Origin of the sequence: Streptomyces sp. XM83C, from assembly GCF_023072675.1 — a bacterium.
Lineage (GTDB): Bacteria > Actinomycetota > Actinomycetes > Streptomycetales > Streptomycetaceae > Streptomyces > Streptomyces thermocoprophilus.
This window is the reverse complement of the sequence record NZ_JALLGL010000128.1, coordinates 1-16,569: the sequence shown is the minus strand read 5'-3', so window position 1 is coordinate 16,569 and position 16,569 is coordinate 1. Positions and strand designations below refer to the sequence as shown.

Below are 16,569 nucleotides of genomic sequence, written 5' to 3'. Positions count from 1 at the left end.
GGTCCGGCGAAGGCACGGGCGGGCCGCCGCCTCCGCCCCCTCCCCCGCCGGCGCCTCCGCCGACGCCGCGCCGCCCGAAGGGCCCGCGCTGACCTGGGCGGTGCGCCGCGCGGCGGCGTAGGGTGAGGGTCGTCGGGTGCCGTCCGGCAGCACGTGTCCGGCAGGCGGACCTCAGGGGCGGCAGGCACTGGGTGCCGGATACGGTGGAAGCACCATGAGCGCTTCGCAGACCTCGATCTCTGAGACCTCTGACGTCCCCACCCTCCTCGTCAAGATCTTCGGCAAGGACAGGCCGGGCATCACCGCCGGTCTCTTCGACACCCTCGCCGCCTACTCCGTCGACGTGGTCGACATCGAGCAGGTCGTCACCCGTGGCCGCATGGTGCTGTGCGCGCTCGTCACCGCGCCCCAGCACGGCCTGGAGGGCGACCTGAGGGCCACCGTGCACAGCTGGGCCGAGTCGATGAAGATGCAGGCGGAGATCATCTCCGGCACCGGCGACAACCGGCCGCGTGGCCTCGGACGGTCCCTCGTCACCGTGCTCGGCCATCCGCTGACCTCGGAGGCCACGGCCGCGATCGCCGGGCGGATCACCAAGGCGGGCGGCAACATCGACCGTATCTTCCGGCTGGCGAAGTACCCGGTGACGGCCGTCGAGTTCGCCGTGTCCGGTGTGGAGACCGAGCCGCTGCGCACCGCGCTGGTGACGGACGCCGCCGCGCTCGGTGTGGACGTGGCGGTCGTCGCGGCGGGGCTGCACCGGCGGGCCCAGCGGCTCGTCGTCATGGACGTCGACTCCACGCTCATCCAGGACGAGGTCATCGAGCTGTTCGCGGCGCACGCCGGCTGCGAGGACAAGGTCGCCGAGGTGACGGCGGCGGCGATGCGCGGCGAGCTGGACTTCGAGCAGTCGCTGCACGCGCGCGTGGCGCTGCTCGCGGGGCTGGACGCGTCGGTGGTGGACAAGGTGCGCAGCGAGGTGCGGCTGACGCCGGGTGCGCGCACCCTGATCCGGACGCTGAAACGACTCGGCTACCAGGTCGGCGTGGTCTCCGGGGGCTTCACCCAGGTCACCGACGATCTGAAGGAGCGGCTGGGTCTGGACTTCGCGCAGGCCAACACGCTGGAGATCGTCGACGGGAAGCTGACCGGGCGGGTCACGGGCGAGATCGTGGACCGGGCGGGCAAGGCGCGGCTGCTGCGCCGGTTCGCCGCGGAGGCGGGCGTGCCGCTGGCGCAGACGGTCGCCATCGGTGACGGCGCCAACGATCTGGACATGCTGAACGCGGCCGGCCTCGGTGTGGCGTTCAACGCCAAGCCGGTGGTGCGTGAGGCCGCGCACACGGCGGTGAACGTGCCGTTCCTGGACACCGTGCTGTATCTGCTCGGTGTGACGCGTGAAGAGGTCGAGGCGGCGGACTCGCTGGACGGGTGAGCGCCCGCGCCGCCCGGATGTGACAGGGCCCGGCACTCTCGCGGTGCCGGGCCCTTCGCTGTCACGGGCGCGTGCCCGCGCGGCGGGTCAGTCGGCGGGCGCCCAGTAGTCGGCCAGCCGGGCGGTTCCGGGTTCGAGGGACTTCCAGGGGCCGTCGAAGGTCAGCACGGCGAAGGCGGCGGCGGGGAAGCCGCGCCGGTGCATCCGGTCGAGGGCGTCGCCCTCGGCCTCCGCGGACAGGACGTCGGCGAGGCCCTGCACGCCGGGGTTGTGGCCGATCAGCAGGATGTTGCGCACGTCGTCCGGGGTCTCGTTGAGCAGGGCGATCAGCTCGCCCGGCGAGGCCTCGTAGATCCGCTCCTCGTAGACGGTCTTCGGCCGGTGCGGGAACTCGTGCACGGCGAGTTTCCAGGTCTCGCGGGTGCGGACCGCGGTCGAGCAGAGGGCCAGGTCGAAGGTGATGCCGGTGTCGGCCAGCCGCCTTCCGGCCTCGGCGGCGTCCAAGCGGCCCCGTTCGGCGAGCGGGCGTTCGTGGTCGGTCACCTGTGGCCAGTCGGCTTTCGCATGCCGGAAGAGGGCGATCCTGCGGGGTTCTGCGACGCTCATGCCCCCCAGCTTCGCATGAAAAAGCCCATGCGGCGCAGGGAGTTGACATGCGGATTCGTCAGTGGGCGATCAGTTCCCGGGCGCGTTCCAGGAGGCGGGTGATCGCCGGGTCGCCGGCCGCCGTGTGCGCGTCGGACGGGTTGAGTATCAGCAGGAACAGGGTGATGAAGGCGAGGGTGGGCAGGGCCAGGGCCCACCAGGGCAGCCGGGTGCCGGCGTCGTGGGTGGTCGCCGGGTGGGGCCGGGTGTGCGTAGGGGCCGACATGGGGTGCCTCCGCTGGTCTCCGCCGGTGTCGAGTGGTCCGCCGACCGCGTCTCGCGGTCACAACTCGAAGCTACGGAAACCGGGGGCGCCGTCCCATCCGGTGATCCACCCACTTGACCCTGACCCTCACCCCCTAGGGGACAGGGGGGTTAACCCCACCTCCCCCGGAACGGACGCGTCCGGTCAGCCGCCGGGAACGGCTCGCGAGGCTGCCCCTGGGAAGGCCGAGGGGAGGCCCACAAGGGGACTCGGAGGGCAGACTCACGGGGAGGCGATCGTCGCGATGATCGCGATGACCACGAAGATGGCGAGGAACGCGCCGAAGACGATCAGCAGTTTCTTCTGGCCGTTCTGAGGGTTCGGGTCGAGCACTGGCATGGGGCAAGTCTCCCATCCCGGCTCCACCGACCCGCCCCGGGGGGCGCCCCCACGGTCGCTGTGCCGACCGGCCCCGGGGGGCGGCGGCCCCCACACGGTCGGTGAGCCGACCGGCCCCTGGTCCCCCCACGCGGTCGCTCCCACGCCCCGCCCCAGAAGCTCCCCCCGCGGCCGGGAGCACTCCCCCGGCGTGCGAGGCCGTGCACCGGCTCTCGAGACGTGGCACGCGCGGGTGCCGCGCACCGGCCGCCGGGTGTCAGCGGGCCGCCTCGTCCTCCACCGTGCGGTCGCGGCCCGCCAGAACGCCGACGATCATCTGCGGCACCATCAGCACGGCCATCAGGGCGATCGGCAGGCCCCAGCCGCCGCTGCTCTGGTAGAGCACGCCGACCAGCAGCGGGCCGGGGATGGAGATGAGATAGCCGGTGCTCTGCGAGAAGGCCGACAGCTGGGCCACGCCCGCGCCGGAGCGGGCGCGCATGCCGACCATGGTCAGGGCCAGCGGGAAGGCGCAGTTGGATATGCCCAGCAGTACGGCCCAGGCCCAGGCGCCGCCGGCCGGCGCGAAGTACAGCCCCGCATAGCCGGCGAGGCCGCACAGTCCGAGGGCCACCACGATGGGGCCCTGGTGCGGCAGCCGGGTGGCCAGGCGCGGGATGGCGAAGGCGAGCGGAACGCCCATCACCATGGTGACGGCGAGGAGCAGACCGGCGGTGTCCGCCGGGACGCCCGCGTCACGGAAGATCTGCGCCATCCAGCCCATGGTGATGTAGGCGGCGGTGGCCTGGAGGCCGAAGAAGACGGCGAGCGCCCAGGCGGTGCGGCTGCGGGTGATCCGCAGCGCGGGCGACGGCGTCGGTGCCGGGCGGTCGTCCGCCGGGGGTGCGCCCGCCCGGTCCTCGGGCCGCGCCGCAGCGCCGGAGCGGACGTTCCCCCGTTCCCGTACGAGAGGCAGCCACGGCAGTACGGCCGCTGCCGCGAGCGCCGCCCACAGCGCGAGGCCGGTCCGCCAGCTCCCGCCCAGGGCGTCGGTCAGCGGCACCGTGGCCGCCGCGGCCACGGAGGTGCCCACGGCGAGGGTCATCGAGTACAGGCCGGTCATGGAGCCGACCCGGTCGGGGAACCAGCGCTTGACGATGACCGGCATGAGCACGTTGCTGACGGCGATGCCCATCAGGGCGAGGGTGGTGGCGGCCAGGAAGCCGGCCGTGCCGCCGGCGTACGGGCGTATGAGCAGGCCGGTCGCGATGGCGGCCATGCCGGCGCAGACGACCGCGGCGGGGCCGAAGCGGCGGGCGAGACGCGGGGCCGTGGCGCCGAAGACGGCGAAGCACAGGGACGGTACGGAGGTGAGCAGTCCGGCCACGCCGCCGCTCATGCCGAGGCCCTCGCGGGTCTCCTCCATCAGGGCGCCCAGGCTGGTGACGGCGGGGCGCAGGTTGAGCGACGCCAGCACGATGCCGACGACGACCAGGCGGGTGGTCCACGCGCGCGTGGAGGCACCGAGGTCGCGCGGTGCGGTCGAGGCCGGGATGCGTCCGGTCGTGGAGGTCGTCGTCCGGGTCTCGTCACCAGTCATGCCACCCATCATAGAATCATGGGATGATTGGTTGTCCACTGTCGGGTGCGCCGGTCCCCCCTCCGGCATGCGAAGGTGAGTCATGCCTCTGAGCCATCCCCGTCGCTCGGCGCTGTCCGAGCAGGTCATCGCCGCCCTGCGCGCCCAGATCACCTCGGGCGAGTGGCCGGTCGGCTCCCGCATCCCGACCGAGCCGGAGCTGGTCGATCAGCTCGGCGTCGCCCGCAACACCGTCCGGGAGGCCGTACGGGCCCTCGCGCACAACGGTCTGCTGGACATCCGGCAGGGTTCCGGCACCTATGTGGCCGCGACCAGCGAGCTGGCCGGGGTGATGCACCGCCGGTTCGCCGACGCGGACCCCCGGCACATCGCCGAGCTGCGCTCCACGCTGGAGGCCGGCGCGGCACGGCTGGCCGCCGAGCGTCGTACGGAGAAGGACCTCAAGCAGCTCGGGGCGCTGCTGGAACGCCGTGAGGAGGCGTGGCTGTCCGGTGACGCGGAGGCCTTCGTGACGGCGGACGCCAGCTTCCACATGGCGGTGGTGGCGGCTTCCCACAACGGCGTCATGACGGCGATGTACGCGGACCTGGGCGAGGTGCTGCGGGACTGGCTGCGCGAGGACGTCGGCGAGGAGCTGTCGCAGCGGACGTATGTGAGCCACGCGCCCGTGGTGGAGGCGATCCGTGCCGGGGACGCGGAGACGGCGGCGACGGAGGCGGCGAGCTATCCGTTCTCGTGCCGCCCGGAACGCTGGTTCGGCACGTCCCGCCCGCCCTCCGACGCGCAGCGCTCCCCGGCCGGCGGCTGACGAACGGCCTTCCCGGACCCACGGCCGACAACCGGCCTTCCCGGACCCACGGCCGCCGAACGCCTCCCGCCCCACGGTCGGCGCTCGCCCCTGGCCGTCGCGGACGTGCGTCGCCCCCCGCCGTCAGATCTCCCCGGGCCGATGGCTGACCCAGGCCCCGCCGACCTCCTTCCAGCAGCGGCCGGCCAGGCGCACGGTGACGGCCGGGCCGTCGTCGACCGGGGCGCTGTCGGTGTCGATGTCCCACCAGCGGGCGCACTCGATGTGCAGGCTGACGCGGTCGGTGCGGACGTAGGGATTGTGGCAGTGGGCGACGACGTGGGAGCCGCTGATCCGGACGCGGCACTCGGCGCCGAAGGGCTGCCCGTCGGTCGGCCGTGCGTTCTGCACGCGCGCGTGGGAGGACGCCTGGTACGGCAGGAGAAGCACGAGAGCGGCTGCTGCGGTCACTGGGGCGAGGCTGCGGGACAGGCGCACAAGGGAACCTCCTCGGCCGTACGGCTGCGGGGCGGTACGCCATCCAGCGTGCGCGCCGATGACCGTACCCCGCCCGGCCGGTGAGCCGAACGGGTGACCCGGCGGGCGGTACGGCGAGGGCCCGCGACCCCGGGGGGTGCGGGCCCTGGCGGGACACCGGTCGGGTCAGGCACCGATGGCGTGCAGGCCGCCGTCCACGTGGATGATCTCGCCGGTGGTCTTCGGGAACCAGTCGCTCAGCAGGGCGACGATGCCGCGGCCGGCCGGCTCGGGGTCCTTCAGGTCCCACTCCAGCGGGGAGCGGGTGTCCCACACGGACGCCAGCTCGCCGAAGCCGGGGATGGACTTCGCGGCCATGGAGCCGATCGGGCCGGCGGAGATGAGGTTGCAGCGGATGTTCTGCTTGCCCAGGTCACGGGCGAGGTAACGGCTGGTGGCCTCCAGGGCGGCCTTGGCCGGGCCCATCCAGTCGTACTGCGGCCACGCGTACTGCGCGTCGAAGGTGAGGCCGACCACCGAGCCGCCGTTCTGCATCAGCGGCAGGCAGGCCATGGTCAGCGACTTCAGGGAGTACGCCGAGACGTGCATGGCGGTGGCGACCGACTCGAACGGCGTGTTGAGGAAGTTGCCGCCGAGCGCGTCCTGCGGCGCGAAACCGATGGAGTGCACGACGCCGTCCAGGCCGCCCAGCTCCTCGCCGACGAGGTCGGCGAGCCGGTTCAGGTGCTCGTCGTTGGTGACGTCCAGCTCGATGACCTTGGTGGGCTTCGGCAGCTTCTTGGCGATGCGCTCGGTCAGCGTCGGCCGCGGGAACGCCGTCAGGATGATCTCGGCGCCCTGCTCCTGGGCCAGCTTGGCGGCGTGGAAGGCGATGGAGGACTCCATCAGCACACCGGTGATCAGGACGCGCTTGCCCTCGAGAATTCCGCTCATGGTGATCAGTGACCCATTCCCAGTCCGCCGTCAACGGGGATGACGGCTCCAGTGATGTACGAGGCGTCGTCCGAGGCGAGGAACCGCACCGTCGCGGCGATCTCCTCCGGCTGCGCGTACCGGCCGAGCGGCACCTGCGAGACGATGTTCTCGCGCTGCTCGTCGGTGAGCGCCTTGGTCATGTCGGTGTCGACGAAGCCGGGCGCGACGACGTTGAAGGTGATGTTGCGCGAGCCCAGCTCCCGGGCGAGGGAACGCGCGAAGCCGACCAGCGCGGCCTTGGAGGCGGCGTAGTTGGCCTGTCCCGCCGAGCCGAGCAGGCCGACCACCGACGAGATCAGCACGACGCGGCCCTTCTTGGCCCGCAGCATGCCGCGGTTCGCGCGCTTCACGACGCGGAACGTGCCGGTCAGGTTCGTGTCGATGACCGAGGTGAAGTCCTCCTCGGACATACGCATCAGGAGCGTGTCCTTGGTGACGCCGGCGTTGGCGACGAGGACCTCGACCGGGCCGTGCTGGGCCTCGATCTCCTTGTAGGCCTGCTCCACCTGCTCGGGGTCGGTGATGTCGCACTTGACGGCGAGGAAACCGGACGGCGGCTCGCCCGAGCGGTACGTGATGGCGACCTTGTCGCCGGCGTCGGCGAACGCGCGGGCGATGGCGAGGCCGATGCCCCGGTTGCCTCCGGTGACGAGAACCGAGCGGCTCAACGGATCACCCTTTCGATAGCGGTCTGACACACCCGCCCGAACACCTGGATGACAGGCGGCTTCGTCATGAAACCTATCGGTAGCGCCGGGGCCGCGGACATTCGGGCACCGACAGTGGCTCAGGAGAGTCACTGTGGGGTCCCTACAGAAAGACGACGACCCGCTACGGAAAGGTGTGGTCCCGCGTGCGCGTGCGCGACATGATCGGAGCTCACAGGTCACGACAGCAGGGAGACCTCGGTGCCTCATACGATCGACGAAGCCTTCACGGCACTTCCTCTACGCGCCCTCGCCGACGCCGCGCTGGCACGCGCGCGTGCGCTCGGCGCCGAGCATGCCGACTTCCGGCTGGAGCGGGTGCGCAGCGCCGCCTGGCAGCTGCGGGACGCCAAGCCGGCCGGGTCGTCGGACACCACCGACCTCGGGTACGCGGTGCGGGTCGTGCACGGCGGGTCGTGGGGTTTCGCCTCGGGCGTCGACCTGACGATGGACGCGGCAGCGCGCGTAGCCTCGCAGGCGGTGGCGATGGCGAAGCTGTCCGCGCAGGTCATCAAGGCCGCGGGGGCGGACGAGCGGGTGGAGCTGGCCGACGAGCCGGTGCACGCCGAGAAGACGTGGATCTCGTCGTACGAGATCGATCCGTTCACCGTGCCGGACGAGGAGAAGACCGCGCTGCTGCGGGAGTGGAGCCTGCGGCTGCTGAACGCGGACGGCGTCGACCATGTGGACGCCTCGCTGCTCACCGTCCATGAGAACAAGTTCTACGCCGACACGGCCGGCACGGTCACCACACAGCAGCGCGTGCGGCTGCATCCGGTGCTGAACGCGGTGTCGGTGGACGACTCCAGCGGCGAGTTCGACTCGATGCGCACGCTGGCGCCGCCGGTGGGCCGCGGCTGGGAGTATCTGACGGGCACCGGCTGGGACTGGGACCGGGAGCTGGCTGAGATCCCGGAGCTGCTCGCGGAGAAGATGCGCGCGCCGAGCGTCGAGCCCGGCCTGTACGACCTGGTCGTCGACCCGTCCAATCTGTGGCTGACCATCCACGAGTCCATCGGGCACGCCACCGAGCTGGACCGGGCGCTCGGCTACGAGGCCGCGTACGCGGGCACGTCGTTCGCCACGTTCGACCAGCTCGGGAAGTTGCGGTACGGCTCGGAGCTGATGAACGTCACCGGTGACCGCACCGCCGAGCACGGGCTCGCCACGATCGGCTACGACGACGAGGGCGTGCAGGCGCAGTCCTGGGACCTCGTCAAGGACGGCGTCCTCGTCGGCTACCAGCTCGACCGGCGCATCGCGCGGCTGACCGGGTTCGAGCGGTCCAACGGGTGCGCGTTCGCCGACTCCCCCTCCCATGTGCCGGTGCAGCGCATGGCCAACGTCTCGCTGCGGCCCGACCCCGCGGGCATGTCGACGGAGGACCTGATCGGCAGCGTGGACCGCGGGATCTATGTCGTCGGTGACCGGTCCTGGTCGATCGACATGCAGCGGTACAACTTCCAGTTCACCGGGCAGCGGTTCTACCGGATCGAGAACGGGCGGCTGACCGGGCAGTTGCGGGACGTCGCCTACCAGGCCACGACCACCGACTTCTGGGGTTCCATGGCCGCCGTCGGCGGTCCGCAGACCTACGTCCTCGGCGGCGCCTTCAACTGCGGCAAGGCCCAGCCGGGGCAGGTCGCCGCGGTCTCCCACGGCTGCCCCTCCGCCCTGTTCAGGGGCGTCAACATCCTCAACACGACGCAGGAGGCCGGTCGATGATCGTCCGCTTCGGGTCCGGCCGGGGGTCCGAGGGTCGTCCCCCGGGCCGGCACAGTCTCAACACTACGCAGGAGGCCGGTCGATGAGCGCCCCCGTCAGCAAGCCGCACGAGATCGTCGAGCGTGCCCTGGAGCTGTCGACCGCCGACGGGTGTGTCGTCATCGCCGACGAGCATTCCACCGCCAATCTGCGCTGGGCGGGCAACGCGCTGACCACCAACGGCGTCACGCGCGGCCGTAACCTCACGGTGATCGCGACCGTCGACGGCCGGGAGGGCACCGCCTCCGGTGTGGTGTCGCGGTCGGCGGTGACCGCGGACGAGCTGGAGCCGCTGGTGCGGGCCGCCGAGGCCGCCGCGCGCGGCGCCGGGCCCGCGGAGGACGCGCAGCCGCTCGTCAGCGGCGTGCCGGCCGCCCCGGACTTCACGGACGCGCCCGCGGAGACCTCCTCCGCCGTGTTCGCCGAGTTCGCGCCGGCGCTCGGTGAGGCGTTCGCACACGCGCGTGCGGGCGGCCGGGAACTGTACGGCTTCGCCAATCACGAGATGGTGTCGACCTACCTTGGCACGTCGACGGGGCTGCGGCTGCGTCACGACCAGCCCAACGGGACGCTGGAGGTGAACGCCAAGTCGCCCGACCGCACCCGGTCGGCGTGGGCGGGCCGCTCCACGCGGGACTTCAAGGACGTCGACCCGGCGGCGCTCGACGCCGAGCTCGCCGTACGGCTCGACTGGGCGCGGCGGCGGGTGGAGCTGCCCGCCGGACGGTACGAGACGCTGCTGCCGCCGACCGCCGTCGCCGACCTGCTGATCTACCAGCTGTGGTCGGCCTCGGGCCGGGACGCCGCAGAGGGCCGCACCGTGTTCTCCAAGCCGGGCGGCGGGACCCGCGTCGGCGAGAAGCTGACGGACCTGCCGCTGACGCTGCGCAGCGACCCGAACGAGCCGGGCCTGGAGTGCGCGCCGTTCGTGATCGCTCACGCCTCCGGCGCCGACCAGTCGGTGTTCGACAACGGGCTGGCCGCCCCGGCCACCGAGTGGATCAGCTCCGGCGTGCTGAACCGGCTGACGACCACCCGGCACAGTGCGGGCCTGACCGGGCTGCCGGTGGCGCCGATGGGCGGCAATCTGATCCTCGACGGCGGTACGGACGGCTCGCTGGAGGAGATGGTCGCGGCCACCGGGCGGGGGCTGCTGCTGACCTGCCTGTGGTACATCCGCGAGGTCGATCCGGCGACTCTGCTGCTGACCGGGCTGACCCGGGACGGGGTGTACCTGGTGGAGAACGGCGAGGTGACGGGCGCGGTGAACAACTTCCGGTTCAACGAGTCGCCGGTCGGGCTGCTCGGCCGGGCCACCGAGGCGGGCCGTACGGAGAAGACACTGCCGAGGGAGTGGAGCGACTGGTTCACGCGGACGGCGATGCCGGCGCTGCGGGTGCCCGATTTCAACATGAGCTCGGTCAGCAAGGGTGTGTGACCCTCCGCGGGTCACTTCGCTGTCGGAGGTCCCCCCTAGACTTGGGGGGACCCTTCCTACCTCTCAAGGAGACAGACGACCGTGACGGACATCGTCGACGAGCTGAAGTGGCGCGGGCTGTTCGCCCTGTCCACTGACGAGGACGCTTTGCGCAAGGCGCTCGCGGACGGTCCCGTCACGTTCTATTGCGGCTTCGACCCGACCGCGCCGTCCCTGCACGTGGGCCATCTGGTGCAGGTGCTCACCGTGCGCCGGCTCCAGCAGGCCGGTCACCGGCCGCTGGCGCTGGTCGGCGGCGCGACAGGCCTGATCGGCGACCCGCGTCCGACCGCCGAGCGCACGCTGAACGACCCGGAGACGGTCGCCGGCTGGGTGGACAAGCTGCGCCGCCAGATCGAGCCGTTCCTGTCCTTCGAGGGCGAGAACGCCGCGGTCATGGTGAACAATCTGGACTGGACGCAGGGTCTGTCCGCGATCGAGTTCCTGCGGGACATCGGCAAGCACTTCCGGGTCAACAAGATGCTGACGAAGGACTCGGTGGCCCGGCGGCTGGAGTCCGACCAGGGCATCAGCTACACGGAGTTCAGCTACCAGATCCTCCAGGGCATGGACTTCCTCCAGCTGTACCGGAGGTACGGCTGCACGCTCCAGCAGGGCGGCAGCGACCAGTGGGGGAACCTCACGGCCGGGCTGGACCTGATCCACAAGCTGGAGCCGCACGCCGAGGTGCACGCGCTGGCGACGCCGCTGATGACGAAAGCGGACGGCACCAAGTTCGGCAAGACCGAGGGCGGCGCCGTATGGCTCGACCCGGAGATGACGACGCCGTACGCGTTCTACCAGTTCTGGCTGAACGTGGACGACCGGGACATCTCCCGCTACATGCGCATCCTTTCCTTCAAGTCCCGTGAGGAGCTGGAGGAGCTGGAGCGGCAGACCGAGGAGCGCCCGCAGGCCCGTGCTGCCCAGCGGGCGCTGGCGGAGGAGCTGACGACGCTGGTGCACGGCGCCGACCAGACCGCCGCCGTGATCGCCGCGTCCAAGGCGCTGTTCGGCCAGGGCGAGCTGGCGGGGCTGGACGAGGCGACGCTGTCGGCCGCACTGTCCGAGGTGCCGCATGTGCGGGTGGCCGAGCTGGCTCCGGTGGTGGATCTGTTCGCCGAGGTCGGCCTGGTGGCCAGCAAGTCCGCCGCGCGCCGAACGGTGAAGGAGGGCGGTGCCTACGTGAACAACGTCAAGGTGGCCGCCGAGGACGCCGTCCCGGCCAAGGAGGATCTGCTGCACGGGCGCTGGCTGGTGCTGCGGCGCGGCAAGAAGAACCTGGCGGCGGTCGAGGTCGTCGCCGGCTGACGGCCGACACGGCAGTCGGCGGGCCGCGAAGGGCAGCGTCGAGGGGCGGTCTCCCGCGCGGGGACCGCCCCTTTGTGCGCCGTTCACCCGCGAGGCGCGGCGTACGGGGCACGGGCCTGCGAGTCGCGGCGTGCGGGTCACGGGCCTGCGGGTCACGCGGGGCGTGGCCCGGTGGCCCGGGCCGCTCAGGCCCGCTGCTTGCGCTTGCCCAGCGTCGCCGAGTAGGCCATGTCACCGAGGAAGACGATCACGATCGCGGCGATCAGCTGGAAGATATGACGGCTCCAGTCGATACCGGGCGTCTCCTCCACGCCGAAGCCCCGCGCGATCGCGTTGCCGACGATGGCGCCGAGGATGCCGAAGATCGTCGTCAGCCACAGGGGACTGTGCTGCTTGCCCGGGATGATCGCCTTGGCGAGAAGCCCGAGCACGAATCCCACGATGATCGCCCACAACCAGCCCATGGCTGCCTCCTAGTCCGGCACTGGTGAGCCTTGCGTCGAGTCTGGTGCCCTGATCCGTACGGCGCATGCCGAGTACCCCCGTACGCGGCAATGCTGCGCGGGTCGACCCGCCCGGACCGCGGGCGACCCGGTCTCGTGAGCGGCACGGGCGAGGCGTAACGTGGAGCTGTTCGGGCCCCGGAGCCCTGCGCACGCGGAACGTGAACGGGCCGGGGAGAGTCCGATGCGGGCGGATGGTGGGATGTGATGCGGAAGCTGCACGGCGGCACCCGTACCGAGGTGTTCCGGATCACCGGAGCCCGCGCGGGCCTCCAGGAGGACGTGCGCGGCCGGCAGCGGCGGTACGTCATCTCCATGACCGTACGCACCATGGCGGTGATCCTCGCGGCGACCCTGTGGAACGTGGAACGGCACGTGGCGATCGTGGCTCTGGTGCTGGGCGCGCTCCTGCCGTACATCGCCGTGGTGATCGCCAACGCCGGCCGGGAGAACGCGCCGGGGCTTCCCTCGACCTTCGTGACCGCCCCGATGCGGCCGATGATCACGCCGCCGCCCGCGGGCGAGCCGCACGGGGAGACCTTCGCCGGGGACGCCGCGAAGGAGCCTCCCGGACGGCCGTCCTGAGCAGGCCGTGAGCCGGCCGCGGGCCCGGCTCCGTGTGAACCTCAGGAAAACCTCAGATCAATCATGCTGTTCCGCTGCCCTGCGGTGGCCCGGTCGTGACATACTTCGTGTGCGCTCCGCATCCCCCGTCGGAGCGACGGACCGACGCCGGGCAGCTCCCCCCGTGGCTGCTCGGCGTCGCCTTTTGTGCGGCCCGATGCGCCCTGTTCTGCGAGATCGGTGAGACGGACCTGTGACTGACGAGACCCCTGTGTGCAGCGCCAAGGGCTGCCGCGCCGCCGCGGTGTGGGTGCTGGCCTGGAACAACCCGAAGCTGCACACGCCGGAGCGGCGCAAGACATGGCTGGCGTGCGAGGAGCACCGCGAGCATCTGTCCCAGTTCCTGGGTGTACGAGGCTTCCTGAAGGACGTCGTGAAGTTCGAGGAGTGGCAGGCGCCGGACGGGGAGTGACCCGAGGGCGTCGGACACGACGCCGCCGTGCTCGGCGGGACAGGCCTCGGTGGGACAGGTCTCGGTGGGGCGGGGCCCGGTGGGGCGGGTTCAGCCGCCGATCGCCGACATCGGCCGGTCCGGCTGGACGAAGGACGGGTCGTCCAGGCCCGCGCCCGCCTTCTTGCCCCGCATCGCGACCCGCCAGACGCGGGCGATCTCCTCGTCGGAGGCGCCGGAGCGCAGGGCCGCGCGCAGGTCGGTCTCCTCGGTGGCGAACAGGCAGGTGCGTATCTGCCCGTCCGCGGTGAGGCGGGTGCGGTCGCAGGCGGCGCAGAAGGGGCGGGTGACGGAGGCGATGACGCCGACGACATGCGGGCCGCCGTCGACGAGCCAGCGCTCGGCGGGGGCGGAGCCGCGCTTCTCCTCGCCCTCGGGGGTCAGCTCGAAGCGGCTGCGCAGGGAGGCGAGGATGTCCCCGGCGGTGATCATGCCGTCGCGCTTCCAGCCGTGCTGGGCGTCGAGCGGCATCTGCTCGATGAAGCGGAGTTCGTAGTCGTGCTCGACGGCCCAGGCCAACAGGTCGGGGGCCTCGTCGTCGTTGAGGCCGGGCATCAGGACGGAGTTGACCTTCACCGGGTTCAGGCCGGCGTCGCGGGCGGCGTACAGGCCGTCGAGGACGTCCTGGTGGCGGTCGCGGCGGGTGAGGGCCTTGAAGACATCGGGGCGCAGGGTGTCGAGGGAGACGTTGACCCGGTCGAGGCCGGCTGCCTTCAGGGCGGCGGCGGTGCGCTTGAGGCCGATGCCGTTGGTGGTGAGGGACATCTGCGGGCGGGGGGCGAGAGCCGCGACGCGCTCGACGATGCCGACGAGGCCGGGCCGCAGGAGGGGTTCGCCGCCGGTGAAGCGGACCTCGGTGATGCCGAGTGTGCGGACGGCGATGTCGATCAGGCGGACGATCTCGTCGTCCGTCAGCAGGTCGGGCTTGGCCAGCCACTGCAGGCCCTCTTCGGGCATGCAGTAGGTGCAGCGCAGGTTGCAGCGGTCGGTCAGCGAGACCCTCAGGTCGGTGGCCACTCGGCCGTAGGTGTCGATGAGCACGTGGGCCCCCTCCCTCGTCTCGGCGGTCTCGGCTGTGCGATGCCCGATCACACCTGCGAGCCTACGTGACGGCACTGACAACGACACCGGCCCGATCCCACGACATGGGACACGGCCGGGTCGTAGGTACCTACCAGGTGCCTGCGGCCCGGCCGTGCGGGGTGCGGTGCGCCCCTGCCCGGAAGGTTGTTGCAGGGGCTGTGTCAGCGGGCTGCGGTCAGTGGGCGCCGGTGCCGGTCAGGGACCGCACCTCCAGTTCGGCGTACTTGGCCTTGTCCGGTTCCTCCTTGGACAGGTAGGTGCCGATGATGCCGAGCAGGAAGCCGACCGGGATGGAGATGAGGCCGGGGTTCTCCAGCGGGAACCAGTGGAAGTCGACGTCGGGGAACATGGAGCTGGGCTTGCCGGAGACGACCGGCGAGAACAGCACGAGGCCGACGGCGGTGACCAGACCGCCGTAGATGGACCACAGGGCACCGGAGGTGGTGAACCGCTTCCAGAACAGGCTGTAGACGATCGTCGGGAGGTTGGCGGAGGCGGCGACCGCGAAGGCCAGGGCGACCAGGCCGGCGACGTTGAGGTCACGGGCGAGGGCGCCGAGCACGATGGAGACCGCGCCGATGCCGACGGTGGCCCAGCGGGCGGCGCTCACCTCCTGCTTCTCGGTGGCGGTGCCCTTCTTGATGACGTTGGCGTAGATGTCGTGCGCGAAGGACGACGAGGACGCCAGGGTGAGGCCGGCGACGACCGCGAGGATCGTGGCGAACGCGACGGCGGAGATCGAGGCGAGCAGGACGGCACCCCAGTTGGAGTCCACACCGCCGAGATGCAGGGCGAGCAGCGGGGCGGCGGTGTTTCCGGCCTTGTTGGAGGCGATGATCTCGTCCGGCTTGATCAGGGCGGCGGCGCCGAAGCCGAGGGCGAGGGTCATCAGGTAGAAGGCGCCGATCAGGCCGATCGCCCAGATGACGGACTTCCGGGCGGCCTTGGCGGTGGGCACGGTGTAGAAGCGGATGAGGATGTGCGGCAGGCCGGCGGTGCCGAGGACCAGGGCGATGCCGAGGGAGAGGAAGTCGAGCTTGGTGGTGCCGCTCACGCCGTACTTCAGGCCGGGCTCCAGGAACGCGGCGCCCTTGGTGCTGTTGTCGGCGGCCGTGCCGAGCAGGTCGGAGACGTTGAAGTCGAACTTCAGCAGCACCAGGAACGTCAGCAGCAGGGCGCCCGCCATCAGCAGGACGGCCTTGACCATCTGCACCCAGGTGGTGCCCTTCATGCCGCCGATGGTGACGTAGACGATCATCAGTACGCCGACCAGGGCGACGATGCCGATCTTGCCGCCGTCGCTGGTGATGCCGAGGAGCAGTGAGACCAGGACGCCGGCGCCCGCCATCTGGGCGAGCAGGTAGAAGATCGACACGACGATGGTGGAGGTGCCGGCGGCGGTACGGACCGGACGCTGGCGCATCCGGTACGCCAGCACGTCTCCCATGGTGTAGCGGCCGGAGTTGCGCAGTGGTTCGGCGACCAGCAGCAGGGCGACGAGCCAGGCGACGAGGAAGCCGATGGAGTACAGGAAGCCGTCGTAGCCGAAGAGGGCGATGGCACCGGCGATGCCGAGGAAGGACGCGGCTGACATGTAGTCGCCGGAGACGGCGAGGCCGTTCTGGAAGCCGGTGAACTGGCGTCCGCCGGCGTAGAAGTCGGCGGCGTCCTTGGTCTGCCGGCCGGCCCAGACGGTGATGACCAGGGTGGCGACGACGAACACCGCGAACAGGCTGACGATCAGCCCGCGGTGTTCGCTTGCCTCGCCGGCCGCAAGGGTGATCGCGGGGTTCATTCTCCGCCCTCCATCCGGGACTTGATGGCCTCGGCCTTGGGGTCGAGCTTCGCGGCGGCGTGCCGCGCGTACCACCAGGCGATGAGGAACGTGGTGAGGAACTGTGCGAGGCCGAGGACGAGGGCCACGTTGATGTTGCCGAACAGCTTGGTGCCCATGAAGTCGCCCGCGTAGTTGGAGAGCAGGACGTACAGCAGGTACCAGGCGATGAAGGCGACGGTGAGCGGGAAGGCGAAGGAGCGGTAGGAGCGGCGCAGTTCACCGAACTCCGCGCTCTCCTGCACCTCGGTGAATTCCTCGGCGGAGGGCAACCGGGCGGGGGCTGGGGAAG

18 protein-coding genes are annotated in these 16,569 nt (G+C 71.3%); 7 read left to right on the top strand and 11 right to left on the bottom strand.

Annotated elements, in window-relative coordinates; translation table 11 throughout:
- Positions 1 to 214: 214 nt before the first annotated feature.
- A complete protein-coding gene (serB, locus tag MTQ10_RS16280; protein ID WP_247468497.1) occupies positions 215 to 1,435 on the top strand; it encodes a phosphoserine phosphatase SerB in 1,221 nt (406 codons plus the stop codon).
- A gap of 87 nt (positions 1,436 to 1,522) precedes the next feature.
- Here serB and MTQ10_RS16275 read toward each other — a convergent pair whose 3' ends face one another.
- From MTQ10_RS16275 to MTQ10_RS16265, 4 genes are all read right to left on the bottom strand, one after another.
- Complete coding sequence (locus tag MTQ10_RS16275; protein ID WP_247468478.1) at positions 1,523 to 2,041, bottom strand: SixA phosphatase family protein; 519 nt, start codon at positions 2,039 to 2,041, stop codon at positions 1,523 to 1,525.
- Between the two features lie 58 nt (positions 2,042 to 2,099).
- Complete coding sequence (locus MTQ10_RS16270) at positions 2,100 to 2,306, bottom strand: hypothetical protein (RefSeq protein WP_247468475.1); 207 nt, start codon at positions 2,304 to 2,306, stop codon at positions 2,100 to 2,102.
- A 261-nt stretch (positions 2,307 to 2,567) separates the two neighbouring features.
- A complete protein-coding gene (locus MTQ10_RS31295; protein ID WP_282612240.1) occupies positions 2,568 to 2,684 on the bottom strand; it encodes an SGM_5486 family transporter-associated protein in 117 nt (38 codons plus the stop codon).
- 256 nt (positions 2,685 to 2,940) lie between these two features.
- Positions 2,941 to 4,263, bottom strand: coding sequence for a CynX/NimT family MFS transporter (locus MTQ10_RS16265; RefSeq protein WP_247468472.1), 1,323 nt, complete (start codon positions 4,261 to 4,263; stop codon positions 2,941 to 2,943).
- Between the two features lie 82 nt (positions 4,264 to 4,345).
- Between MTQ10_RS16265 and MTQ10_RS16260 the strand changes: the two genes are divergently transcribed.
- A complete protein-coding gene (locus tag MTQ10_RS16260; protein WP_247468469.1) occupies positions 4,346 to 5,071 on the top strand; it encodes a FadR/GntR family transcriptional regulator in 726 nt (241 codons plus the stop codon).
- A 123-nt stretch (positions 5,072 to 5,194) separates the two neighbouring features.
- Here the strand turns inward: MTQ10_RS16260 and MTQ10_RS16255 are convergent, their stop codons facing one another.
- From MTQ10_RS16255 to fabG, 3 genes are all read right to left on the bottom strand, one after another.
- The gene (locus MTQ10_RS16255; protein ID WP_247468466.1) at positions 5,195 to 5,548 is read right to left on the bottom strand and encodes a hypothetical protein; all 354 of its coding nucleotides are present in this window, start codon (positions 5,546 to 5,548) and stop codon (positions 5,195 to 5,197) included.
- Positions 5,549 to 5,713: 165 nt separating this feature from the next.
- Entirely contained in the window at positions 5,714 to 6,481 is a 768-nt protein-coding gene (fabI, locus tag MTQ10_RS16250; RefSeq protein WP_247468463.1) for an enoyl-ACP reductase FabI, read from the bottom strand.
- 5 nt (positions 6,482 to 6,486) lie between these two features.
- Positions 6,487 to 7,191: a 3-oxoacyl-[acyl-carrier-protein] reductase gene (gene fabG, locus MTQ10_RS16245; protein ID WP_247468460.1), complete on the bottom strand. Its 705-nt coding sequence runs from the start codon at positions 7,189 to 7,191 to the stop codon at positions 6,487 to 6,489.
- Positions 7,192 to 7,431: 240 nt separating this feature from the next.
- On the opposite strand from fabG, the gene MTQ10_RS16240 reads away from it, so the two are divergent.
- The 3 genes from MTQ10_RS16240 (at position 7,432) to tyrS (ending at position 11,782) form a co-directional block, all read left to right on the top strand.
- Complete coding sequence (locus tag MTQ10_RS16240) at positions 7,432 to 8,955, top strand: TldD/PmbA family protein (protein ID WP_247468457.1); 1,524 nt, start codon at positions 7,432 to 7,434, stop codon at positions 8,953 to 8,955.
- An 82-nt stretch (positions 8,956 to 9,037) separates the two neighbouring features.
- Positions 9,038 to 10,432 carry a metallopeptidase TldD-related protein gene (locus MTQ10_RS16235; RefSeq protein ID WP_247468454.1) on the top strand — a complete coding sequence of 465 codons (1,395 nt, stop codon included), beginning with the start codon at positions 9,038 to 9,040 and terminating at the stop codon, positions 10,430 to 10,432.
- Between the two features lie 81 nt (positions 10,433 to 10,513).
- The gene (gene tyrS, locus MTQ10_RS16230; RefSeq protein WP_247468451.1) at positions 10,514 to 11,782 is read left to right on the top strand and encodes a tyrosine--tRNA ligase; all 1,269 of its coding nucleotides are present in this window, start codon (positions 10,514 to 10,516) and stop codon (positions 11,780 to 11,782) included.
- A 185-nt stretch (positions 11,783 to 11,967) separates the two neighbouring features.
- Here tyrS and MTQ10_RS16225 read toward each other — a convergent pair whose 3' ends face one another.
- Positions 11,968 to 12,246, bottom strand: a complete 279-nt coding sequence (locus tag MTQ10_RS16225) for a GlsB/YeaQ/YmgE family stress response membrane protein (RefSeq protein ID WP_247468448.1) — start codon at positions 12,244 to 12,246, stop codon at positions 11,968 to 11,970.
- 246 nt (positions 12,247 to 12,492) lie between these two features.
- On the opposite strand from MTQ10_RS16225, the gene MTQ10_RS16220 reads away from it, so the two are divergent.
- Together MTQ10_RS16220 and MTQ10_RS16215 are read left to right on the top strand one after the other, a co-directional pair.
- Positions 12,493 to 12,870, top strand: a complete 378-nt coding sequence (locus MTQ10_RS16220) for a DUF3099 domain-containing protein (RefSeq protein ID WP_247468445.1) — start codon at positions 12,493 to 12,495, stop codon at positions 12,868 to 12,870.
- A 232-nt stretch (positions 12,871 to 13,102) separates the two neighbouring features.
- Positions 13,103 to 13,321: a hypothetical protein gene (locus tag MTQ10_RS16215; protein ID WP_247468442.1), complete on the top strand. Its 219-nt coding sequence runs from the start codon at positions 13,103 to 13,105 to the stop codon at positions 13,319 to 13,321.
- 90 nt (positions 13,322 to 13,411) lie between these two features.
- Here the strand turns inward: MTQ10_RS16215 and moaA are convergent, their stop codons facing one another.
- From moaA to MTQ10_RS16200, 3 genes are all read right to left on the bottom strand, one after another.
- On the bottom strand, positions 13,412 to 14,401 hold the full coding sequence (moaA, locus tag MTQ10_RS16210; RefSeq protein WP_247468439.1) for a GTP 3',8-cyclase MoaA: 990 nt from the start codon (positions 14,399 to 14,401) through the stop codon (positions 13,412 to 13,414).
- Between the two features lie 217 nt (positions 14,402 to 14,618).
- Entirely contained in the window at positions 14,619 to 16,238 is a 1,620-nt protein-coding gene (locus tag MTQ10_RS16205; protein WP_247468437.1) for a solute symporter family protein, read from the bottom strand.
- Positions 16,235 to 16,549, bottom strand: coding sequence for a DUF485 domain-containing protein (locus MTQ10_RS16200; protein WP_247468500.1), 315 nt, complete (start codon positions 16,547 to 16,549; stop codon positions 16,235 to 16,237). Before MTQ10_RS16200 ends, MTQ10_RS16205 begins: the two co-directional genes overlap by 4 nt.
- Positions 16,550 to 16,569: the final 20 nt, after the last annotated feature.